Below are 23500 nucleotides of genomic sequence, written 5' to 3'. Positions count from 1 at the left end.
GCCGCCGCAGCGCCTGCATTCTCATCCTGATTGACGCGCTGTTCTCATCTTGATTGACGCGCGGCAAACTCGATCTCTGCTGCAGCTTGCACCATGGCTTGCTCAAGAAACGCTACAACGTCGTCGTTCACGCCGCTCGAACTTGAGCGTGCGTCGATATTGGCATGACCAAGCGCGGTCAGGCCCCGGTTGTCCTGCGCGAAAACATCGGCACCGCCCTCAATCAACCGCTTTAGTATCTCCAGATTCCCGCGGTTTGAGCCGAAAAGGCCAGCACCTCTTGCCGCACGCATCAGCGGTGTAAGGCCATCGTTGTCCGCGATATTGACGGAAGGTTCCAACAATGCAATGAGCTTGTGCTTCCATCCGCCGTCCCGCCCATGGATCGCCGTCAACAGTGCAGTGCGCCCTATGGAGTTCCGAAACCCAACCGACACGCCTTGTTCTATCAGCCACGCGCATACTTCTAGCCGCTGACTTGTGGCAGCTGGAAACAGTAGCGTCTCTCCTTCATCGAAGACATGCCTGGGCTCAACGCCCTCAATATCACATAGGCGTTGAACTTCGTAGATGTCGCCTTTCCTAACTGCTGCCGATAACTTCTGAAAAGTCGTGGGCGGCGAAGACGGGGGGGCCCGAAAAGTGAAATTCAATCATGGATATGTCAGCATGCCCTATCAGCGTTACGGACCATAACGGCCACCTGGATCACTTGATACATCTTCGTCCGAGCCGCCGTTCAAGTCCATTGATGTATTCCTCGTCCTACCTTAAACCACCTTCACGACGGATTCTCAAAATGGCGCTCAGCACTAGATCCCCCTGTAGTCGACGTTACTGCCCCACAGGCGTCATTGACCGTGCGCCCTACCGGTTGTCGAAAAACTCCGAACAGAAACTATGATCATTGATCTTGCGAAGACGAGCAACACTTCGACCCGACGTATCAATCGCCAATTCGCAAGCGTCCATCTCTCTCTGCCCGAATTTCTGTAGCGCATGCGTCGGCCTCTTGCAACAGGGCCTGCGCCTGCTCCTGTATACCTCGGTACTTCTTGAGGAGTACGCGCTCGTTCATTGACGGCAGTGGCCAATCCGTTCTATTCAGCGCAGAATGCGCGCGAAGTCGGGCCTTCAACTCGCCGCGCTGCTCGTGGGTGAGTCGCTCAAGACTGTCGACGTATGTCTCAAAAGACTTCCCGCCCTTTGAGGAATTGCAGTCTCGGCAGCAGGGTGCCAAGTTACCAATTTGATGACCGTACCCGTTCGATTCTCCCCCCTTCACGAGATTGAACAGGTGATCCCACGTTTGCGCCGGTTGGCAGCAATAGACGCAGTGCAGATTGTCCGGGTTTTGCCCCAGTGCTTGAAGAGCAATCGCGACCTTGTCCTCATCGTAGATATCGGCCGACGCAAGCGCTGATGCGAAAGCATGCGCGATGGTCGTCCGACTCTTCTTGAAGATCGAGTACGGCTTCAGGTGAGAAGTGATGCTTTTTGCCTTCATTGATCCTCCCCGCTTCCCGACAATGACAATCTAGTCGGCGCAACCGACGATACCGCTCTTCATACGCCCTCGTCATAAATGCTGCTGCCGGGCCCACCGATCAACGAGACGATTTTTGTATTGACTAGAGCTTCCAGATGATCGTGAAGCAGCTTGGGGACAACGCCTCCTGAAACCAAAACACCAGCCTCCATATTTACTTCCATCGCGTGTCCCGTGAGATTGGCGCTGGTAATGAAACAAACGTCGCCATCGGCGACGGCAACCTTGGCATGAACACATCCATCGGCGAACGGGGCGTCCCTTTCACTCCAAGCGTAGAGACGTGCAGAAGGAATCTCCACCCTCATTTTTTTGATCACATCGAACTTGACGGCTCCCCCGTGGTCCTTAGACGACTCCAGGAGCATCGAGATGTTGACTCCACGCGCGCTCGCTTCGTTCAGTGCCTTCACAATTCCCAAGACGTCGTAGGCAACAAAGCTGGTGACGAAAAGGGATTGCTTAGCAGCACGAATAACTTGCAGTAGTGCCTGCTCAGTACGACGAGCGGAGACGAACGGCGTCGTCGGCCCCGTCCACACGAGTTCGGTGGTCTGATGGTTCGATACGGTCTCGAAGGTATGGCTGGCGGCGATGAGCATCACTGCCAGCTCCTCCGAACTGACAGATGTGGCTCGCCAAGCATCGGCGAGCCGATCAACGGCCCCCCTTGCCACCGGTGTACCCACGACATCGGACAGTGGCAGGACCGACTTTCCGCCACTGACCTTTCGGATCGCGGCCGCGAGGGCATGCACCTTCCCCGGCGAAACAAGACAAACAACGGCTGTGATTGCCTCCAGCAGCCCTTCCATCTCACAGCTCCGCGAAGAACGCTGCATCCGCTCGTTCAAGAGTCTGCACGAGCAATGACCTGTCGAGATAACGATTGCCCCGCTCGCAGGAGGTCTCAGCGACCAGGCTGCATGCATGACAAGCTGCTGCGTGCAGCGAACGGTCTTTGCCGGGATCATGCTCTGAGCAGAGCGGATCGGACGAGCAGACCTTCGATCGGTTCAGTGCCTGCCGAAGCAGTCCACCGAGGTTTTCCGGTTTGCCGAGATCGACGAGACCACCCAGCGTCCCATCAGAGTCGGCTGCCGCCGTGTAGATGAGGATACCTGCTTGGGGATTCGCACCCGACACGTCGGCATAGACTCGCTCGCGGATACTCGCCGCGTTGTAGCCACATTCCAACGCCAGTTCCCGGATGAGCAAGTGCGAAAGCGTGTGGAGCATGGCGTACCGGATGCCGGGGTAGCCATCGTTAGGGTCGAGGTGGCGCGAATTGCGCCACCCGCGATGACCGCCCTCAAGCATCCGATCGACTTGTTTGACACCATTGAGCGCCTCCCACTTCCGGAGGGCATCTTCGTCGAACTGGATGAAGATGCCCTCGCCGTGAACCTGATTAGCGGGAACCCAATCCGGTTTGCGACGCGCAAGGCCCGCCATCTGCGGGCGCTCGTTCGGATCACTCGCTTCCTCGGGCGCCTCGACGCGAGTAAAACCCAACAAGGCGTTGACCTCGCGGAGCCTTTCCAGCAACAGCACTCTGCGGATGAGCTTCTCGAAGCCGGATGGCGTAGCCGTCTTCTTGCTCATGAAGTGCGGGTATTCTGCCGGCGGATTGGCTGCCGTCAGCACTAGCCATTCAGGCCCCTTGATGTCGGCCTCGCCGACGACCTCCTGTCCGCCACCGTCGCGATGAGCTTCGATGGCCGACCAGATGTCTGATGCCAAATGTTTTTCGATACCCGGAAGACCACCTGTAATCTTCAGCGTCTGCACCACGATCGGCACCATGGCCTCAGACGTGACCCCCTGAAAAACCGCCCAACCGTCCTGAATCAACTGGCCGAGCGGGTCTTCGGCCTGCGGGATGGCAAGCGCCGACAGGGTAATCGGGAACCAACTGTTCGTCGAACCCAGCAGGACTGCCCGCGCTTCCTCATCGCACTCCTCGTCGAAATGATCGAGATGGGGATGTCTACCTCGGCAGCTCGGCAAGTTTTCCTTCCCGGCCTTGCCGAAGGCGTTCGCCATGCTGCGCGATGCGCCGCAGGCATCACACTTCACCCACAGGTTCTCGGTTTGCAGCGAGGCTCCGCTCTCGAAGAACCGCAGCGTTCCCTTGCATGAGCTATTACCGCCGTGGACGAAATAGTGCCAGGGGAAGTCGTCGAGATGGCCGTCACGACAGGCCAAGAGAAAACGGGCTGGAACGGCATCGGCATCCTTCGCAGGCTGATCGCCCTTGGAGCCACGGCATCCCTTGTGGACGAAGCGGGTTCGCTCCGGTCGGAAGCGGTTTTCCTTGATTTCGAACAGGCCAGCATCGAAAGGTGACAGCAGGCCACACTTCACGCAGCGCATCCAGCGCGGGAACGGTCGAACCGGGACGCCGATGTTTGCCTCTGCCGACCATGGATCGACAAGTTCGCTCTGCTGAAACGGCGGCATGCGCAGGCTCTCCACCTGCGGTCCAAGAACCTTGCGGATAGCGGCGAGCAGGCGCCGCTCGGGAATGGGTTGGCACCTGTCTTTCTCCCATTGGTCGATGCCCAGCGTCACCACCGAAAGGCTCGGCAAATCAATCAGCGCGCCCGGCCCGTATGTCCAGAGCAGTTGGCTGGGGCGGATTTCCCCGACAGGTGTTCTATTGGTAGTCATGGTCAGTCCTCTTCCTTGGGCACCGGACGCGGCTTCCACCCGTGGTCGTCCGAGATATGTCCCGTGTTCATGATCAGACGCACGCCCGGTTCCACTTCTCGCATCGACATCGGAACCGTCCAGTTGTCCCACGCATGGATGCCCGGCGACTTAACCAGCCCGACCATCGTCGCGGCCTGTGCCCCGCGCTTTTCATAGGCCAACGTGCGACCGGGAACGCTCACTTCCTTGGCCCATTCGTCCGCGCGCTCCTTCAGTTCGCGTTCAGCCAGATTCTTGATGGTAGTCGTCTCGCTGACGTTCCAAGCTCGCCTCACCAGCACGTCGATGGCTTCAGTGATCTCGGGCTTGTCCGACTTGTCCAGCTCGCCCGCGCCCACGTTCGGGCTGAAGGTGTCGTTTTCCAAACGCATCAGGGAAAGGAGCGCGCCGGTCAGGCCGCGATCCATCGCACGCGGCGAGAAAGGCGTCACAGACTGCGCTTCCACGTGCTTGTAGAAGGTCGCGTGGTAATGCTCGAAGGTCTCGTAATGCGAGAGGTCGCGCGGACGCGCCCACGTGAGCACCGTGCAGACCAAACCGGGGAAAGAACGGCCCACACGGCTGGTGGCTTGGATGTATTCCGCCGTGCCCTTGGGCTGGCCATTGACTGCCATAAGGCCTAAGCGATTCACGTCCACGCCGACCGACAGCATGTTGGTCGCCAGCACTACGTCGATCGCTCGGGTGTCACCCTCGTTCCATTTCGTCACGAATTTCCCGGTAGCAGCGTCGAACGTGACCTTGAACTTGACCTCCAAATCGTCGAGGTACTTCGGGATGTCCTGACTGGAGACGCGGGATGTCAGTTCGCGGATGTTATTGACGCTACGCTGTGCGAGCGCGGGCCGTTCGACCATGCTCATTTGCACGCGGTAGGAACGTGTTTGCACGTCGTCCTCGGCCAAGCGCCGCATTCCGCCCAGCTCGCGCAGCGAATTGAAGTAGCCGACCATCGTCATGTACGGGTCGGCCGACTCGCCGAAACGATCGAATAAGGCCTGGGCTGCGGTGAGGAAGGCGGTGTAGACGCGAATCAGCATAGCCGGCCGCGAGCTACCGGGCGAACACACGCCGAGGTAGCGCCGTCCGGGTCGCAGTTCGATCGGGCGCTGCACCGAAAAGTAGTTGTCCTCCACGTCCAAGCCGTGCGGCGGGAACACCGACACGCGCCGCATGAACACGTTGTTCACCTGTTCCTTGGCTTTGCGCACCGTCGCCGTGGATGCGATGATCTTCGGCTTGACCGTCTTACCATCAAGCGTCCAGCCGCACAATTCATCGACAGCAGACTCGTACAAACCGACCATCGTGCCCAACGGACCGCTGATGAGATGGAACTCGTCCTGGATGATCAGATCCGGTGGTCGAATCGGACTGACGGGCTTCACCGATGCCGCAGGCAATTCCTTTGCAGCACGGTGACCCGTATTGCATTCGCAGTCAGGCCACAGCAAGCCGTGGCGCTCACATTCCTGGCTCACGCGACCGAACAGCGTGCGCACCTGACCGCGCCACGCCATCATGGCGAACTTGTCCACGGTAGCAATCATCATCGTCGGCGGGCGGTGGTAGATCTCCTCGTCCACCGTCAGCACCGGAATACCGGGGTGTGGCGACTTGCTGGACTTGCCGCGCGAGAACACGCAGCGGCCCTTCTTGTCGCCGCAATAGACAAGCGTACGCCCGTGGTTCTTGTCGACCTCAACGTCGCGCCCCGGCGCGATGTCGGAGCCACACCACGGGCAACTGGTCAGTTGCACGGGCGATGCTGCCCCAGCGTGGTATTTTCCAGGGTTGCGGATATCTTCGATGGCGCGATGGCTATCCTCGGTGGTGCCCGGCGTCACCTTGTTGCCGACCCACAAGCCGATGGTGAACGGCTCATGGCCCAATGCGGGATCTCGGTTGGTCAGAGCCTCGCGCCGCAGGACCTCCATCGCACAGATCAGCGCGGTGGCACGCTGGAACTGCTGCAAGGTCAACAAGCGCAGCGTGTAGCGCATGATCACGGCCAGACCGCGCGAGCCGTCGTAGCCTCCCAGCTTGCCTTGCAGACGGCGGATCGCCATCGTGAACGCCGCCACGCCCAGATAGGCTTCGGTTTTGCCACCGCCGGTGGGGAACCACAGCAGATCGGCATGGGCTTCCATCGGCTGCATGCGATCCAGATGCGTAGGGTCAGCCAGCGAGGGAATCGATAGCAGCAGGAAAGCCAACTGGAACGGACGCCAGCTCCGGTTCTTCGGCTGGTCAAACTGATCGACCGACACGTCACGCCCACGCCTCACCTCGAGCGCGTACTGACTGCGCACGCGCTGAATGGCCATCGCCCGGTTGGCGAAGCGGAAGGCCGCCAAGGCTTTCTCGTCGCGCTTCAGTGTGTCGATGCCCTGCTGCAATCGGATCTGGATCTCCTGACACCGATCCAGTGCCTGGCCGGCCTGCTCGTCATACCCGACCACGTCCTCGCCGACGCGCTTACGCTGCTCGGTGATCCATCCAGCATAATCCTTCGTCAGCAAGTTCAAGGCATCGACCAACTCGGTGACGCCTAACGTGGCAAGCCGCTGCATGTCGAGCAGACCGCTCGCCACCATTTCCTTCATCGCGGGACGGTCATCAGGGTCGAGGCCCGGCGTCTCCGTGACCTGCACTTCGTACTGCGGCAGGACAGCAGTGCGCACCTCGGTAGCCAGAGTCACATCGTCCGCTGTCTCGGCGTGAACGGCAACGCCATGCCCGACCGCGAACTCCACGCGGTTTCGGTAGATCATCTCCAGCGATTCGCGTTCTGTGTCCCTGCCGTCGGCGTCCAGCACGGGGCGGCGACGGAAGATGGCACGCGTGGGGGCCTCAGCTTCCGCACGCACGATCAGTTCCGGCTGGAACAGCCATGCCGTGTCGCGGTTAGTGTCGGGTTCCTGCTGCGCGTTGATCAGGAACAGCGTCACCAGGCGGTCTCCGTTAGCATTCTTGGCACGGACGGAACCCTGTACCCGCACCGATGGGCGACTTGCGTCCGGTGCCTGATGGGAAATCACGCCTTCGGTGAGCGGCAGCACAAGCTTTCCGCCGCAGGGGATACGTTGCCAGACCTTGGCTTTCTGCCCATTGGCTCGCGTCAGCTCGTGCTCGTCGTTGGGCACACGCTCGTAGCTACCCCAGCGCGCCTCGACTTCGATGCCTTCTGCGTCGCCATCGACGCAGAAGGTCATGCCGAAGCTACTAGGCACCAGCGACTGATTGCTGGCTGCGTCGATCTCGTCCGATGCATCTGACTCGGGCTCCACGCGCCCGGTCGCCGTGCCAAACTCGGCACCGGGTTCGTGCTGACCGGGGACGATGGGGTCCGTGGGTTCCTCCACCTCGTCCTCTGCAAGCGGGCCTTCCAGCCCTTCGATGCCACCCTGAGCATCCTTACGCGGTCCCAGCTTGCCGACCAGATAGCGATCACGCACGCTCATGTCCACGATGCGCTCGTGCGGGCCGCGCGCCGGGCCGAGCAAGTCGTCCTCCACAGCCAGTTGCAGCAATTCACGCAAGTAGGCCCGATCCTCGACCGGCGGCACCCCGTCCACGGACTGGTGCAGCGCCGTGGATAAGGCCGTGACAAATTCCTCCCACTGGATGCGATTGACGCTACCCGACATCGGCGGAGCCAGCGAGACGCTGGCGACCGGCACCGAAGCATCGACGACGGACACCCGATCGAAGAACAGAGTGGTGGTTTCGAGGTCGGAGCGAACCCTCAGCACGCGCCCGGCACGGACGATCTCCCCAGCGAGATTCAGCACGAGCACCCAATCGTCCTCGGCGATGACCTGATACAAGGAGCGATCGCCGTTCAAGGCCAAAGTGTATGGCGCGAGCCTGCGATCTGTGCAGAGACCGTGGTCGATGGCAATCCATGCGTTGGGTGTCTTCGTCATATCTCGCGTGCCTCAAATCCTGTTCACGATGTTTTCCAGCTTGTCGAGCGCCTTGGTTTGATCAATGTAGCCTGAATAGGCTTCCTGCGCCCCCCGGATGAGCGTGTCGTAGTGGACGATGCGGCTACCCGGCGCGATCGACTCCATCGACGACTTGAGCCGACCCGGGTTGGTTGCTTCTTCATCGACCGCCTTGCCGAGAACGAAGACCACCTCGATGTCTGGCGTCGTCACGTTCTGCTCGCGCAGAATTTTTCTCAGCTTGTCCACGTAGGTCTGGCCTTGCTCGACCAGTTCGAGCAGACCCATCTTGCGACCGACTTTCTTGAGTTCGACGATGACATGCTTGCCCGCTTGAGTGCGGTAGGCGATATCCACACGACCCAGACGTTCCTTTTCGGTCAGGTTTTCGACAAGCACACCCTCCGTCGTGAGGCGGGATTCCATGATCTGGCTGCCCGTGGCGCGTTCCCAGGCTGGATCGAGCAGCCAGAGATGGTCGAACAGGTACTTCTGGAGCACCCGTTCCTTCGCGTTTTCGTCGATGATGGTTTGAAAGTCGCGGATCGCGTCCAGACGCGATTTCACGATGTCGCGGTAGAGCGAGGCTTCCAATGAATCCCGGTCGGCGAGCACGGCCAGCAGCCGGTCCGCGCTCTCCACGCTTGTCACGAATTCCTCCGTCGAGCCGCGCAACTTCATGCGCTCGAAAGCCAGGATGCCGTGCCGGTACATGAGCTTGCGGTCATCTTCATCGTCGACCGGTAACGCACTCAATTTGGCGATCAGCGTCTCCGCGCTCTTCCTGTAGCCCTCAGGCAGGGTCTCCAGCCATTCGGCTAGGGCCGGAGATGTTTCCTTGGCCTTCTCGACCTCATGCTTCCTGCGCCATTCGTTCCAGCGTTTTTCGAGCTTGTTGAGCTGTGACCCGAGGAAAACGATTAACTGGATGTACCGCTCGTCATCCTCTTGCACACGTTGGCGGTCGCTGGTGGCGATGTCCGGTTGATCGTCGGCGTCGAGGAAATCTGCCTCGATCTGTCCGGTCAGGTATTTCGTGTAAAGCCGCCCGTCGTTCAGGCGATCAAGGACGTTTTCATGGAACAAGCGACCCCGGGCGAAGACCACGATGCCGTTCAGATTGCCTGCTTCGTCGTCGTCGAGGTCTTTGGGCTTACGCGCGGTGCCGAGCCAACCGCTTACACGCCACGCCGAATCCCAAGCCTCGAAACGCGCGGGCAACGATTCGCGCTCCACGACGTGAGCGATGGTGCTGGCCTCCGGCTCGTAGCCCTCGAACGTCCAGAGGAACTGGGCTTTGGGCAGATCACCGCGATCGTTCGCCGAAACGGACGTGCCGTCGATCTTGATCTCGAAACCGTTGGCCTGACCGATGATCGAAAAACGCCGAGCCAGACGTTTGCGCAGTGCAGCGACACCCTTGCCGAGTCGCTGCCGCTTGATCTCGTGTAGTACGAGCTTCGTGCCCTGTGTCACCGTGAGCGTATCGCCCGCCAACGGTTCGGGGTGGTACGGTTGCTTTTCCCGCACGGCTTGATGGATACCCGGAACGCTCATGCGAAAGCCATGCTTGCCGCCGTTCCTGGCGGACTGCACCTCGATGACGTTGGCGATGGAGAACAGCGACAATTTGCCCAACCCCTTGCGCCCCATGACGGAACGGCCTTTTACCGTCTTGCATCCGTGCTCCGCATCCTCGTCGCGGCGTCGGTAGCCGACGCGCAGATACTTGTCGTTCAGGTCTTCGACGGACATGCCGATTCCGTCGTCCTCGATCTCGATCCATTCATTGTTCGGATCGACACGAATCTGCACGCTCGACGCATCTGCGTCCCATGCGTTGGCCACCGCTTCGGTCAGGACGGCGGCGATGTTGCTGTAGAGGTTGATGCCGAGATGTTCGAGGACGTTGAGATCGACGGTCATCTCGAACGTCGGCGCGGCTTGGGTTCGAGTCATGACGTCCCCTCGTGATGGTCGTCCCGGTGGTCGGGATGGATGCGATAGCGTGCGCCGCGCCGCTCGCCTTGGCGTTCGACATTGCCACCCGATATCAGGTTGTTGATCGCGGCGTTCCACTGGCCATCGGTAATACCGGTTGCCGCGAGGACGTCGGCCTTGGCGTGCCAGCCGTCGTGCGCGCTCAGGAAACCGAGGATCGCCGTGACTGGCGTTGTGCCGTCGGCAGTGGCCACAACCCCTGTCCCGAAGTTGAGCGAAGGTTGAGTCGTTGGGGTGCTGGTCGTGCGACTGGCACGCGGAGCACGAGTCGAAGCGCGCGTCGCGTCATCAGGATGCAAGCCTCTGGCGACTTCCTCTTCGTATCGCTGGCGGTTCAGTTCCGACAGCCGCCGCAGCACTTCGACACGCGCAATCTCCGATATGGTGAAGCGGGCGCGGTCGTTCTCCGGCAGGTACGGCACTTCGTGGAAGCCGTGTTCGAGGTCGAGGTCGTCCCAGCCGTAGGCGCGCGCGACGGCTGCATCCATTTCGCGCTGCAAGGTGCGCAGCCCTTCGATGCGGGGATCGTGCTCGGTGTTGGTATGGAAGCGGTTGTAGAGCTTTGTGAAGCCAATTCCCTCGTCGCTCATGACCTTGCGGCGCACCTTCAGGTACGTCTCACCAAGCGGGCCCAGGACATCAAGGTCTTTCGGAAAGGGCATCGTCTCTATGGCATCCGACGGCGCGAAACGCAGTCGCGTTTCATGTCGCGATGACTGCTGCCAGATCCACGCATGTCCGATCGACGAATTAAGCAGAGCGGCGAAGGCGTGCGGGCGTGACACCGCGAATACGGCACATGCGTGGCTGAAGACGGCGTTGTTGGGCACAACCGAAGGACCGAAGTACTTTCCGACGAACGAGGTCGCGAGCACCTCAGGTAAAGGTTTCGCGTCAGATCGCCAGCCTTCGGGGTGTTGCTCGAACGCATGTCCGCGCCCAATGGCGTGGTACAGGGCGGGCCGTTTGTCGCCGTACTGCCACCACCGTTCGGGAAGCGGCCGTCTCAGCACAAAGTTGCCGTTCTCGTCGCGCCTCTGGCGTTCGGGCTTCACGCGTTCCTCGATCCAACCCCAAGGCTTCTTGTACTTGCGCGCTCGCTCCTCCGGCCAGTCCCAGAAGTTGACCACCCAACGACTTGGGCGTTGCTGCGGGTCCGAATTGAGATCATCTCCGTTCACATACGGAAAGATCACGTCGGCGTTCTTCGCGTCCGCGTTCAGCAGGAGTTTTGCTTCGGCCTCCTCAAGGACGAAGCCGCCGCCCACGACCACAGAGGCTTGAAACGTGATGTTCTCGCTCGCCCGCAACCGCATCGGACTCCATTCCTCGCGGTCGGAGAGGTACGCGGAGATGACGGCCACAGAGCGTCCCAGGATGGATCGGTCGCCGCGCCACTCACCCTTGTGGACATGCACGCGGCTGGTGACGACCGCCGCTTTTCCGGGCCAGGGTTCATTCGGGTAGGCCGCATGGATGACCGCACCCGCACCGACCATCGCTTCCAGCCCGACCTGCCGCGTATCGCCTTCGGCGATGGTGTTGACCGCGAGCAGCCCGAAGTCGCCGCCTTCGCGCAGCAGACTCCACGCCCGCAGGAAGAAATAGGCGACCAGATCGGCAGAACCGCGCCGCCCCTCGGCGATGTGCGCGACCAGCCAGTCGCGGAAAGCAGTGCCCGCGACGCCGGTGATGCGCTTTCCTCCCAGAAAGGGTGGATTGCCGACGATGCCATCGAAGCCACCGCGTTCGCGCGCGAAAACCTCGGGAAACTCCAGCGGCCAATGGAATGGTCGACGCGCCGGCTTGTCGGGGGCCAGATCGGTCGAGACAGCGGCGACCGATCTGCGGCGCATCAAGGCGAGCACGTCCCGATCGCCGTCGATGGCTTGTCCGGCCTGGGTGGCCAGAGACGCCAGCGTGTTTTCCAGTCCCGCGCCATTGCCGCCTGACGCAAACACCTCTCCGATGAATGAATCGGCGATGCTCTCCGGCACTTCGAGCCTGCGGCGCGCATCGGCGTCCAAGTGCGCCATCGCCTCGACATCACGGATGTCGCGGATGGGCATTTCGCGCAATCGTTGCCGGAGTTCGATGGCCTCGCACACGGCCTGCTCAATGTTCTGCCCGAATAGGCGTAGCTGGCCCTGGCCCGTCGGGCTCACCGAAAGCTGGGTGAGCTGATCGAGCCGATGGATGCCAAGCAGGCTGTCGCCGCAGCGCAGGCTGTGGTCGAGAAAGCCGAAGGGCCGCCCCTTGGCCAGCGTCACCAGCCAGATGGAGAGCTTGGCCAGTTCGACCGCCAGCGGGTTCAGATCGACGCCGTAGAGGCAGCGTTCGGCGATGAGGCGGCGGGCGACGATGGTGCGCGCCTCGGTGTCGCGCGGCAGCGGCTCGACGTTGGCGTCGGCTTCCGCCATGCGTCCATCGACGCCAACTGTCTGGCCCCGAACCTCGGCCTGCGCCCACGCCTCCACCAGCCGGTCGGCCAGCCACCGGCATGCTTGCACGAGGAATGCGCCCGAGCCCATCGCCGGGTCACAGATCTTCAGTTCGAGCAGTTCGGCGGGCGATTTCAGCTCCCAATCCGCGCGCGGCGTGCCCTGCACCGGACCAACATAGGCGACGGGCGTGAGCGTTTCGGCGACGATGGCTTCGGTGAGAGACTTCGGCGTGTAATGGGTGCCGGTCTCACGCCGGTCGGACCCGGTGGTGACGATGAAGGCCCTGGCGGGATAGACCAGTGGATAGCCCCAAGAGTCCGTGCGCACCAGATGGCCGAAGGGCTTGATGCGGTCGCGTAGCGCCGTGTCACCGTGGCAGGCCGTCAATAGGCGATCGGCGAGCGCATCATCCACGGCGCGGTTCAGATCGTTGCGCACGCGGCTGGCGGAACTGCCGGAACGCTGTTGAAGCAGGTCGGCCAGTCGCTCGGCACCGTCCAGCCGCGCCGATTCAAGTTCGGCTAGCGTCACCCAAGGCGACTGGGCGCTCTTGGTGGCATCGATTTCCAGTGTGACCCCGGCGGTGCGCTTGACGGTGCGTTCCAGCAGACCCTCATAGACGTAGCCGATCTGCTCGACGTCCAGAGCCCGATACGACAGCGTGCGGCCCTGGAATTGCTGGATGGCTTCGAGCAGCAGCAAGACGGTGCGGTTGTCGATCGGCAGCGGCTTGGCGATGTTGGTGCGCCAGTCTGAGCCACGGGAGCGGCCTTCAAGGAAGGGGAAACGATCCGGGTCGAACAGGGAGCCACCCAGCGCGGGCAGGCGCAGGTTCTCGTGCTCGATGCCGCCGTACACGGCGCGGAAGACGGCGAGCAGGCGTGACCACGCGTCCCAGCGGCGCTCAAGAATTTCGTCCGATTCGGCGCGCAACTGCATGCGCAGCGTCGAGAGCGCGTAGTTAGCCTCGTAGCGTTCGTCGCCCAAGAGCAGCAAGCCGCGCTCTTCGGCGGAGAGCAGGAAGACAAGCCGCATCATCACCGTCAGCGCGGCTTCGTAAAGTTCGGCTTCCTTCACGCCGCGCAACAGTTCACGGTCGCGGTCCTGGTCGGCCTTGTCGAGCGCCTGAATCAGCACCTCGACGGCGCGCCGCACCTGTTCGCCCAAGGCGTCGGTCACTTCGTCCTGAAACTTCAGCGAACGATCGAAGAGCGCAGGCAGTCGTTCGGACTCGTCCACGAAGAAGCGCCGGATGCCCAAGAGGTGAACGAAGGCTCGGAGGGTGACGGGGTCCTGACGCCAGATGCGCGCATACCAACTGGCGAAGGTGGTGACTGCGCCCACCGGCGCATCGACCAGCATCCAGCGTTCGCCGTTGGTGACGAGGCCGAGGCGGCAGCCCGTGGCGCGGCACAGCGTCACCATGCGTTCCGCCGGTGTACTGGCCCAACCGTCCAGTTTCTGAGTGGCATCGAGGTCGACGTCCGGTCCGTAGGCGTGGGCAAGCAGCAGCGGCTGACCGCCATTGCCGACGACGGCGAAGTCCGGCGACAGGCTCATGCCGTGTTCGAGCAGAGCAATGGTCAGGTGCGCGGCACACCAGTCCTTGCGTTTGAGCACGTCACCGCGACCGTCCTCGTCAAGTTCCAGCCCGCGCGACAAGACTTCGTCGATCCATGCGGCGTGCAGCTCGAGGAAGCGGAGATCGTCGGTTTCCAGCGCCTCGCGCCATTCGTCGTAGGCTTGGCGAAGCCGCTTGCGCTTGGACGCATCAAGTTCTTCCAACCCTTGCGGGAAAGCTTCCTTCAGAACGGGAACGGCGAGAAACGGGCCGGAGATTTCGATGAGCGAGAGCCATTCATGGTGCATGCTCATGCAGCACCTCCGGCGAACTCGGGTACGACGAAGATCACCGCAACCGGGAAGGTGCGGTCGTCGAGCTTCGCGTAGCGGGATTCGATGGCGTGCGTCTCCATCTGGCGTTCGTCGGGGATGCGCGCGTGGCGCGCTTCCAGTGCGGCGATGTCACGCCGGAGTTGCATACGCTCGTCCTCGGTAAAGAGTGAAAGCTGTTCGGGCTGTTGCTCTTTCTTCAACTCGGACTGGATCGCCCTTTCCAGTTCGTCGAGCACGGTGCCGATGTCGTCGATTTCCTGCTGCTTGCGGGTCTGGAGCGTGTTGCTCAGGAAGCGGAGACGTTCCTTGGAGCGAGCATCCACCGCTTTCAGGATGGCTTCCTGCTGACGGTCGAAGCGGACGCGGAGCACGTCGAACATGGATGAGACCGCCGTGATCGGCTTCGCTTCGTCCAGCCACTGCTGGACACGGGTGACACCTTCTTCGCGGCGGAAGGATTGGTCGCGCAGATAGCCGCCCGACACCGTCAGTTCCTCGTGCAGCCGATGGTGGTTGCCGCCGGTGACGACCAACCGCGAGACGATGACCACGGCCGGGCCGTCGATGAGCGCGTCAGGCACCGTACGGACGGTGACACGATGTAGTTTCTTCACGTCGTCCTGCGCCCAGATCTCGGCACGTAGCAAGCGCAAACACATCTGGACCAAGCGATGGTTCAGATGGACGAGCACGACATCATCGCGGCCACTGGCGACGGCATGATCGAAGGTGATGGGCCGAATCTTCTGAGTGTGCGGATGTCGCAGCCCTTCCAGGGAACGTGCCCAGGAGCCGGACAACGCGGGCATTCGGAATATGCTGCCCGAGGGCGCGCCCACCAGTTCGACGGGTTCCAACGGCGGACGACCTGCCAACGCGAGGCCGGTCTTCACTGCCATCAGGACGTGATCAGGCGTGAGGTGGAAATCCTGCTTGGTGGTGAGCAGGCGATCGTGCAACTTGGCGACGCGCTCCTTCAACTCTCGCTCGGCGCGAACAAAGTTCTTGGCGCGAGCGATCCGAGCTTCGGCGAGACGGGTGTCCAGATCCTTCAGAGAACCTTCGATGAGGCCGGACATCTGCGGCGCGATCACCGGATTGACGCTGCCCATATCAGCGCGCATCGAATCCAGTTTCCGCAAAGCGCGCAAGATGTCCTCGCCGTGGCCGCCGACCGATGCACCGCTCGCATCGCCGCCATCGACTGGATGCCAGATCAGCACTTCCTTCTCGCGCTGCCCGTGCCGGTCGATACGCCCATTGCGCTGCTCCATCACGTTGGGATTGTAGGGAATCTCCAAGTGGATGAGCCGGTTGCAATGGTTCTGCAAGTCGATGCCCTCAGACGCCGCGTCGGTGGCAAGCAGGATGCGCACGGGCGAATCCTGCGGCGAGGCTTGGAACGCAGCCTTGATGGGTTCGCGCTCCTCTTGGGAGAGGCCACCGTGAAGCAGGGCGAGACGCTCGCCGCCGAAGCCGTGACTGGCGAGGATTTGGTGCATCCACTGATGCGTGGTGCGATACTCGGTGAACAGGATCACGCGGCGATCGCTCCACTGGCCATCCGGCTTGAGGTTCGCGGTGAGCCAGTCGAGGATGGCTTGGGCTTTAGAGTCTGCCTGATTCCTGGCTCGCTGTGCCCATACCCTCAAGTCGTCCAACATCGCCCGCTGTTCTGCTGTCAGCGGCGATGAGCGGCGCGTGGCCTCCTCGATGGCTTCGACCTGGGCATTCTCAACTTCCTGATCATCTGCGTAATCCTCGTCTGCTTTGAGGATAGCCTTGTGCAGGATGCGCTCTGCCATGGTATCGAGCTTCGCTGGCCGTGCTTCGGACAGCGATGCGACGTGCTTTTCGAGCGTGGACGCGAATGCTGCAGGCGACGATAGCAGGCGCTTCTTTAGGAGCCGGTTGACGAAAGCCGTGCCTAAGCCATCACCAACCTTCTCGGCACCCTTTTCCCGGCTGGCACAGTAGTCGTTGAGCTTGCGGTGAATCTCGCGCTCTTCGGTCGAGTATGGAACCGTGAGCGCCTGCAACGTGCGCCGGGCATACAAGGGGTTGCCTTCCGCATCGACTAGATCGCTCTTCAAGCGGCGGATCATCACCTGGCTCAATTGCTTTTCGTCGGGGAGGATGTTGCGGGCAAAACGTTGATCGTCGAGTAGCTCCAGCAACGAGGTGAACGACTCTGTATATCCGTTGTGCGGTGTGGCAGTCAGGAACAGCCGATGCTGGAAATGCGGCCCAATGGCACGGATGAAACGCGTGCGCTGGCTCTCCAACGCATAATGAACCCCTGCGGCCGGAGCGACGTTATGGGCCTCGTCCACGACCAGCAGATCAAACTTGCGCGGATAGCCGGCATGCGTCGGGATCACGTCGCGCATGGCGCGCAAGCCTTCGCCGCTCTTGGCCCAATCCATCGACGTGATGAGGCGAGGATGCGAAGTCCATGGATTGGCATGGATGCCACGCTCGCGTCGCAGTTGCTTGATGTAGTCGGTATCCACTACCCGGAAATCGAGACCGAATTTCTCCAACATCTCGACGCGCCACTTCTCCTGCAAAGACGCGGGGCAGATGATCAATACGGTGCGGGCACGGTGCCGCAGGAGAAGCTCCTGAATGACCAGACCAGCTTCGATCGTCTTGCCGAGACCAACATCGTCGGCAATGAGCAGATTGACGCGCGCCATGTCGATGGCACGTACCAGCGGATCGAGTTGGAAGTCCTCGATACTGACGCCGCTGCGAAACGGAGCCTGGAGAAACCCCCGGTCGGCGTTGGTGGCCGCTCCCCACCGCACGGCATCGAGAAAGGCGTCGAGCGTGCTCGAATCGTCCTGTCCGGTGATCGAGGGCAGGCCCGCGCGCTCAATGACTTGCGCACCCGGCTCGATTTCCCAAACAACTTCCAGTTCCTCGCCGAGCCCATCCTCGTCGATCGACGAGAGGGTCACGCAATGTTGAGGCGAAGAATGTTCCGAATCCAAGCGAGCCGCATCGACATCGGCTACGACCCATTGACGGCGACGCACTTCGACCAGTTGCCCTGGCTCCGGCCGAGCCCGATATGCCTGTGATTGCCGCTCCCCCTGGATACTCATGTGACCACCTTTTCAATTCTTACCTTTGCCACCGTGCGACGCGGTCTGACGCTTGGCGTCGATCATGGCGACCATGTCTGCAACTACCCTAGCCGCACCAGCCGGTGACTCGTGCGACCAAAATCGGAGCACCGTCCAACCAAGGGATCGCAGCCGTTCGTTCGTGTCTGCGTCCCGCGACCGATTCGTCTCGATCTTCTGCCGCCAGAACTCTGCATTCCGTTTCGGCCACGTGGCATGTTCGGGGCAGCCGTGCCAAAAACAGCCATCAACAAAAATCGCGATTCTCCGCCCCGGGAACGCGATATCGGCAACGCGACGGGGCTTCTTGAGAACCTCGTAGTCGATCCGGTACCGCATACCTACCCGATATAACTCCCGCCGCAACGCGACCTCAGCGTCAGTCGCTTTTTGCCGAACCTTCGCCATGCGACGACTGGTTTCAGTCGTCGGCGGATCACGGAAAGACATGCGCTTAGTCTCAGCTATCAGTCGTTAAGCGAGATCGATGCGAGGTGCTTGTTGATACTCCGTGCAATCGCACGGCCGAGGTTCACTGGCACTGCATTGCCAATCAGCCGCCCCAACACAGTGAAACTGACCTCTCCATCTTTCGGGACGAATGCGTAGTGGCGTGGGAAGCTCTGCAGAATTGCCGCTTCCCTCAACGAAATTGCGCGATTCTGCTCGGGGTGCCCAAATCGTCCGTTTCCGAAGCCATAGCACTGAGTCGTCATGGTAGGAGCCGGCTTGTCCCACTCCATCCGACCATAGACGCCCGGATAGGTGCGCCCGCTCTCGGCACGATGACAGTCAGCGATCAGGTCTTCTGGCCAATCTCGCCAAGTGCCGCCTGGCTTCGATGCTTTGATTCGTCGCAGATTCTTCTCTGATAGCGTCGACGCGATATGCAACTTATCCCTAGGAGCCGCCTCCCCCGCGCACAAAGGACGCAGTCGACCAATGGCTTGGCGAACAGTCTTTGGCGTCTTGTGCGTCGGTTCAATCAGTTCGATATCGCCATGCTTCGATGCGAGCAGCACCATGCGCCGCCTCATTTGCGGCACTCCATAACGGGAGCTGTCGACCACATCGAACCACACCTTGTACCCCAGTCGGGTCAAGGTATCGACGAAGTCATGGAAAACGGCATGCTTGGCAACAGTAGGAACGTTTTCCATGGTGATGACATCTGGCTCAGTGCCCTGCGCAAGGCGAGCAAACTCGTACAGCAAACCCCACTTGCCATCTTCGCCATCAAGTTCATAACGCTGCGCGTAACTCGAGAAGGGTTGGCATGGCGCACAGCCGGCAAGGATCGTCACCTCAGCATCGCCGAACAATGCTCCTAGCTCTTCAGCAGTAACCGCGCTGATGTCCCGTTCTACGAACTGGGCCTGGTTGTTAGCCTCGTACGGAAAGCGGCATGCCGGGTCCAGATCGATACCTGCGACCACGGGCAACTCCTCCAAAACGAAGCCATGCGTCAGCCCGCCCGCCCCGCAGAACAAGTCGACACAAGAAATACTCGCCACTTCAAACCTCCCCATTGCGTCTCAAGCAACCTATGACGTTGTTGGAACCAACCGCAGACAACGCTTTATTCCTTGGCCCGACTATCGTGTTCTGCCGCGCCACCGGACCGCACCCATTCATCAATCTCGGCGGTCTTGAACTTCCAAAGCCGGCCGATCCGATGAGCGGGCATGTTCCGTTTGTTGATCCATGCGTAGACGGTGTCCTTGCTCACGCCGAGGTACTCCGCGATTTCCTCGACCGACAACCAGCGATCTGACATGACGTCGATTTCCATCAAGAAGCCGAGAACCGGCCAATCGCGCAATGATCTCATGGATAGCGACCGCAGCAAATCAGCTTTAAGCGGATCTAGCCTGAATGGGTTTGGTTTGGCTTGAAGCGGGCGGTGGCCACGCGTTCCATGGTGAGGTCTATCGCGAAACGATGCGCTTCGCAAGACCATCTTCTGAAGTCACCAATCCCACAACGCGTCAAGCCCTATATCACTCACCTGAGCACGGCCGGCAACGGTCGCGCCGTCTGGGCCGCCGCGGGCGGACACTTGCTTCGCCTACTAAGAACGTCTAACGCGGCCGGCACCGCCCCCATCCATTCCTTCCCAAACGAAAGCGCCGATTTAAGGTTTTGTCTCACACGTCGTTATACGAGGAGAGGCAATCGGCCGCAAAAGTACGTCCGATGCGGCGGTGAGATCACTGACAATTATCAACCTGGGAGACCAAGCCATGGCCCGCACACACGGACACGGCAACCCAAACTGGACGCGCGACGAGACTATCCTCGCACTTGATCTCTACTTCGATCTCAGTGGGAAGATTCCGGTTGACTCAGACGAGCGCGTAAAAGCGCTGTCTGAACTGTTACGTCGCTTTCCTTATCATGCAGCGGCATCGAAGAAAGAGTCCTTCCGTAACCCTGCTGGCGTCGCATTCAAGCTCCAGAATTTACGACAGGTTGCGACCGGTAAAGGGTTAGGGAATGTTTCGGAAAAAGATCGCACGATATGGGCTGAGTTAGGGGCATCGCCAGCGGTTGTGAAATCACTGGCTAATCTAATCCGCGCTAGCGTTACCGCATCGGAATCCGCCGAATCAGCATGGCTCGACAGCGAGTTCGTGGAGGGGCGCATCGTTTCGGAGTTACATTCGCGCCGCGAGCGGGAGCCAAAGTTGCGAGAACGCCTATTGTTGGCGAGGCGCGCCCGCAGGAAGTTGTTCTGCGAAATGTGCGGCGCACGCTCATTAACGACCAACGAAGAAATTAACGATGCATACTTCGAAGCGCATCACATTATTCCACTTTCGCACACAGGCACACGAATCACGCGCCTCTCTGAGGTGGCGTTGCTGTGTGCCAATTGTCATCGTTTGCTTCATCGGGTGATAGCTATCGAAAAGCGGTGGCTCACTGTTACCGAAGGAAAAGCACTATGTTATGGCGTCTGATGAACATACCATTCGAAGTTCCTGCCGGCGCCGGCAAGCAAAATCACCTGTTCTTTCGGGATACATCAGCAGGGGTAGCTCGTGTTTGACGCATAACCTGCTCGCAAGGAGAGCTTTTGCCCCGCGCACTAAAAACTAGGCCGACAGAAACCGCCGGCCATTCCCGCTGAGTTGCTTGTACAATTCGGCAACGGGTCAATGGCGGCCGAAGCGATAAATGCCGCGACGTTGGCCTTGAAGAAGGCTTTGGTCGAACGAGCGCTGGGCGGCGAGATGAGTCATCATCTCGGCTACGCGCCCGGTGCTGCCAAGCCGGGCGCTGTCAGTAATCAGCGCAGCGGCTCGAGCGCCAAGACCGTTCTGAGCGAGGAACCACCGCACTGTTGAGTCCCGGGCACGAACGACGCTTCACAGGCGTGGACGACAAGATCATCGCCATGTACGCCCGGGCATGACCGTGCGCGAGATTCAGGGTTTCTTGCGGGGACGCACTGCGCAACATTGCTGCCGACTGGGGGCGTACCGCTCACGACTGGAAGTCCGACATGAACCAGTTCGCCATCGTCTCCGTTTGATCAGCTGAGCCAGACGCGTTATCATTCGCCCGTAAGCGCTTGGACTCCATGGCTTGGCAGCTCTCTCTTCGGACGGACGTTAGGCTCCAAGACGCAAAAGAGGGACGGCCGCTTATGCGGCCGTTTCCCTTTGCTCTCAGGGCTCGCCAGCTCGACCAGTGCGTTGCATCCGGAGATGCGGTCAAGTCCAGATCCGGCTCTGCTCCTGCCTCATCGACATAACGCGATCCGCCCAAGTCGAAGTCATTCGCGGCAATTTTCTCTCGCCCGCGCAACCTTCTCGAATTGAGACACGCCAGCCCCAAAACGAAAAACCGGCCAATTGGCCGGTTTTTCAGATGTCGTTGGTGGAGCGGAGGAGGATCGAACTCCCGACCTTCGCATTGCGAACGCGACGCTCTCCCAGCTGAGCTACCGCCCCAACGAAGCGAAGATTCTAGCACAAGGAACTGGGGAGGCAAGTGCCGCCGGCGGACGCACCCGCAGCCTCGGGCCAACCACTACTTAGCCCCCTCAGGCGCCCCAGCCAGCACCCACTTCACAACCGTCTGAATTTCCTCATCCCTCATCCTGGGATGCGAAGGCATGGGGATAACACCCCAAACCCCGGACCCACCATCCCTGACCTTCTGGGAAAGCTTGGCCACAGCCTGCGGATCGCCTTTATATTTCTCGGCGATTTGCCGAAACGAGGGCCCAACGAGCTTGCGGTCCACCATATGACACCCGAGACAAGCATTACTACGCGCAACAACAAGCCCCGTCGGCACATCGGCAGCCACCGCCCCCTGCACAAAGCCCCCCAAAGCAGCAGCCAAAACACCCGCGACGAACCCCACCCTCACTGCCCAGCACCCTTCTTAGCACTCCCCGGCCGGACCTGCGTCGAATCCGCCACAGGCGCGGGCGCTTGCTGCTGCAACGGCTGCGCGGTAATAGCCGAACTCGGCACCGCCCCGACCGTCGGCTCCGCAGCCGCCGACTGGGCCGAACTCGGCGCACTAGCCGCCGGCGCCGCAGCCGCCACTGCCGGCTGCTCCCCGGGCTGAATATACTGAAACACCTTCACAACCTTCATGACCCCAGGCACCCGGCTAGTCACATCGGCACCGAGGTTCCCCTCAGCCTGCGTCACGAGCCCCATCAGATAGATATTCCCGCGCTCGCTGACGACCTTGAAGTCATTCGCCGAAATCCCCTTCTCCTGAATCAACGCCGTCTTCACGCGCGCAACCAGATAGGAATCATTAGCGCGATCCGTGAAGTCACTCTTCGGCGCGACCGCAAGCTCATTGATCACGGCATCGACATTGTTGATCGCCTTCACGATGGCTTCGGCAAGCTGCTTGGACCGATCGTCCGGCACCTCGCCCGTCAACAGCACCCGCCGATTGAACACGGTCACATCGACATGCGAGCCATCGGGAAGATCGCTCGATATCTGCGAATAGGCCTTGACCTGAATCTCGCGATCCTCGGTCTGCGCGCCCAGCGTGCGCCTGTCCGTCGCCATCAACGCCCCGCCGCCCGCAGCACCCGCCACGGCCAGCACGCACCCCTGCAACGTCACGGCCAGCGACGCCGCCATCCCCGCAGCGAGCATCGCCCGCACCAGCATCTTCGTGACGCGATTCGCGTTCATCAACGAACTCTCCCTTCTACGTTGGTCAGTCTTCGCCAAGCAACATGGCATCGATGCCGTCACACAGGCAATGAATGGTGGTCAAGTGCACTTCGCGGATGCGCGCCACGCGCTCGGTCGGCGCGCACAAATGAATATCGGTCTCGGCCAGCGCCTCGGCAATCTTGCCGCCCCCCGCTCCAGTCAGCGCAATCACGAACATCTCACGCTCATGCGCCTCCCCAATGGCAGCCAGCACGTTAGCCGAATCGCCCGTCGCGGTCACCGCCAACAAGATGTCGCCGGCATGTCCCAATGCACGAACCTGCCGCGCAAACACGGCCTCGAAACCGCCGTCCTCGTCGGCAAGCGCCGTCAATACAGCCGCATCGGCCGTCAGCGCAATCGCAGGCAACCCAGGTCGCTCGCGCTCGAAACGCGCAGTCAACTGCGCAGCAAAACGCTGCGCCTCCACGGCCGAAACGCCACTGCCGCACGCCAGAATCTTGTTGCCGTTCGCGAGCGCGCCAAACATCGTATCGACTGCGGCCGCAATCGGCATCGCCAGCGCATTCATCGCTTCGAGTTGCAGGGCCGCGCTATCGCGGAAATGCTGTTGAATCCGTTCGACTGACATCGGTTCTCTACTTGTTCG

15 protein-coding genes, 1 tRNA gene and 1 pseudogene are annotated in these 23500 nt (G+C 60.9%); 2 read left to right on the top strand and 15 right to left on the bottom strand.

Translation table 11 applies throughout. From position 1 onward, the window contains the following. Nucleotides 1–44 precede the first annotated feature (44 nt). The 11 genes from ACR9ZC_RS07990 to mads1 all read right to left on the bottom strand — a co-directional run bounded on the left by ACR9ZC_RS07990 (nucleotide 45) and on the right by mads1 (nucleotide 19478). Nucleotides 45–653, bottom strand: a complete 609-nt coding sequence (locus ACR9ZC_RS07990; protein ID WP_481579902.1) for an ankyrin repeat domain-containing protein — start codon at nucleotides 651–653, stop codon at nucleotides 45–47. 293 nt (nucleotides 654–946) lie between these two features. After that, nucleotides 947–1507: an HNH endonuclease gene (locus tag ACR9ZC_RS07985; protein WP_481579901.1), complete on the bottom strand. Its 561-nt coding sequence runs from the start codon at nucleotides 1505–1507 to the stop codon at nucleotides 947–949. A 59-nt stretch (nucleotides 1508–1566) separates the two neighbouring features. Beyond that, on the bottom strand, nucleotides 1567–2364 hold the full coding sequence (drmC, locus tag ACR9ZC_RS07980) for a DISARM system phospholipase D-like protein DrmC (protein WP_481579900.1): 798 nt from the start codon (nucleotides 2362–2364) through the stop codon (nucleotides 1567–1569). Nucleotide 2365: 1 nt separating this feature from the next. Beyond that, nucleotides 2366–4222: a DrmB family protein gene (gene drmB, locus ACR9ZC_RS07975; protein ID WP_481579899.1), complete on the bottom strand. Its 1857-nt coding sequence runs from the start codon at nucleotides 4220–4222 to the stop codon at nucleotides 2366–2368. Between the two features lie 2 nt (nucleotides 4223–4224). Then, a complete protein-coding gene (gene drmA / locus ACR9ZC_RS07970) occupies nucleotides 4225–8193 on the bottom strand; it encodes a DISARM system helicase DrmA (protein WP_481579898.1) in 3969 nt (1322 codons plus the stop codon). 12 nt (nucleotides 8194–8205) lie between these two features. Then, nucleotides 8206–10173: a BbrUII/HgiDII family restriction enzyme gene (locus ACR9ZC_RS07965; protein ID WP_481579897.1), complete on the bottom strand. Its 1968-nt coding sequence runs from the start codon at nucleotides 10171–10173 to the stop codon at nucleotides 8206–8208. After that, nucleotides 10170–14534, bottom strand: coding sequence for an Eco57I restriction-modification methylase domain-containing protein (locus ACR9ZC_RS07960; protein WP_481579896.1), 4365 nt, complete (start codon nucleotides 14532–14534; stop codon nucleotides 10170–10172). Before ACR9ZC_RS07960 ends, ACR9ZC_RS07965 begins: the two co-directional genes overlap by 4 nt. Continuing rightward, nucleotides 14531–17665 (bottom strand): DISARM system SNF2-like helicase DrmD, encoded by a 3135-nt coding sequence (gene drmD, locus ACR9ZC_RS07955; RefSeq protein WP_481579895.1) that lies wholly within the window; start codon nucleotides 17663–17665, stop codon nucleotides 14531–14533. The genes ACR9ZC_RS07960 and drmD overlap by 4 nt, the downstream gene beginning before the upstream one ends. A 12-nt stretch (nucleotides 17666–17677) precedes the next feature. Further along, nucleotides 17678–18136 (bottom strand): very short patch repair endonuclease, encoded by a 459-nt coding sequence (locus ACR9ZC_RS07950; protein ID WP_481579894.1) that lies wholly within the window; start codon nucleotides 18134–18136, stop codon nucleotides 17678–17680. A 17-nt stretch (nucleotides 18137–18153) separates the two neighbouring features. Next, the gene (locus tag ACR9ZC_RS07945) at nucleotides 18154–19215 is read right to left on the bottom strand and encodes a DNA cytosine methyltransferase (RefSeq protein WP_481579893.1); all 1062 of its coding nucleotides are present in this window, start codon (nucleotides 19213–19215) and stop codon (nucleotides 18154–18156) included. Between the two features lie 50 nt (nucleotides 19216–19265). Beyond that, nucleotides 19266–19478, bottom strand: a complete 213-nt coding sequence (gene mads1 / locus ACR9ZC_RS07940) for a methylation-associated defense system helix-turn-helix domain-containing protein MAD1 (protein WP_481579892.1) — start codon at nucleotides 19476–19478, stop codon at nucleotides 19266–19268. 451 nt (nucleotides 19479–19929) lie between these two features. Here mads1 and ACR9ZC_RS07935 point away from each other — a divergent pair, with 451 nt between their 5' ends. After that, nucleotides 19930–20649 (top strand): HNH endonuclease, encoded by a 720-nt coding sequence (locus ACR9ZC_RS07935; RefSeq protein ID WP_481579891.1) that lies wholly within the window; start codon nucleotides 19930–19932, stop codon nucleotides 20647–20649. A 116-nt stretch (nucleotides 20650–20765) separates the two neighbouring features. Then, nucleotides 20766–21130, top strand: a pseudogene (locus ACR9ZC_RS07930) (transposase); the annotation flags it as partial. A gap of 439 nt (nucleotides 21131–21569) precedes the next feature. Here the strand turns inward: ACR9ZC_RS07930 and ACR9ZC_RS07925 are convergent. The 4 genes from ACR9ZC_RS07925 to ACR9ZC_RS07910 all read right to left on the bottom strand — a co-directional run bounded on the left by ACR9ZC_RS07925 (nucleotide 21570) and on the right by ACR9ZC_RS07910 (nucleotide 23482). After that, nucleotides 21570–21645 (bottom strand) — tRNA-Ala (locus tag ACR9ZC_RS07925). A 79-nt stretch (nucleotides 21646–21724) separates the two neighbouring features. Next, on the bottom strand, nucleotides 21725–22069 hold the full coding sequence (locus ACR9ZC_RS07920) for a c-type cytochrome (RefSeq protein ID WP_481579890.1): 345 nt from the start codon (nucleotides 22067–22069) through the stop codon (nucleotides 21725–21727). Continuing rightward, the gene (locus tag ACR9ZC_RS07915) at nucleotides 22066–22866 is read right to left on the bottom strand and encodes a BON domain-containing protein (RefSeq protein ID WP_481579889.1); all 801 of its coding nucleotides are present in this window, start codon (nucleotides 22864–22866) and stop codon (nucleotides 22066–22068) included. Before ACR9ZC_RS07915 ends, ACR9ZC_RS07920 begins: the two co-directional genes overlap by 4 nt. A gap of 25 nt (nucleotides 22867–22891) precedes the next feature. Then, nucleotides 22892–23482 carry an SIS domain-containing protein gene (locus tag ACR9ZC_RS07910; protein WP_481579888.1) on the bottom strand — a complete coding sequence of 197 codons (591 nt, stop codon included), beginning with the start codon at nucleotides 23480–23482 and terminating at the stop codon, nucleotides 22892–22894. Nucleotides 23483–23500: the final 18 nt, after the last annotated feature.

This window comes from Trinickia sp. HAY1-2D (genome assembly GCF_056754935.1).
This window is presented reverse-complemented; position numbering and strand designations above follow the sequence as displayed.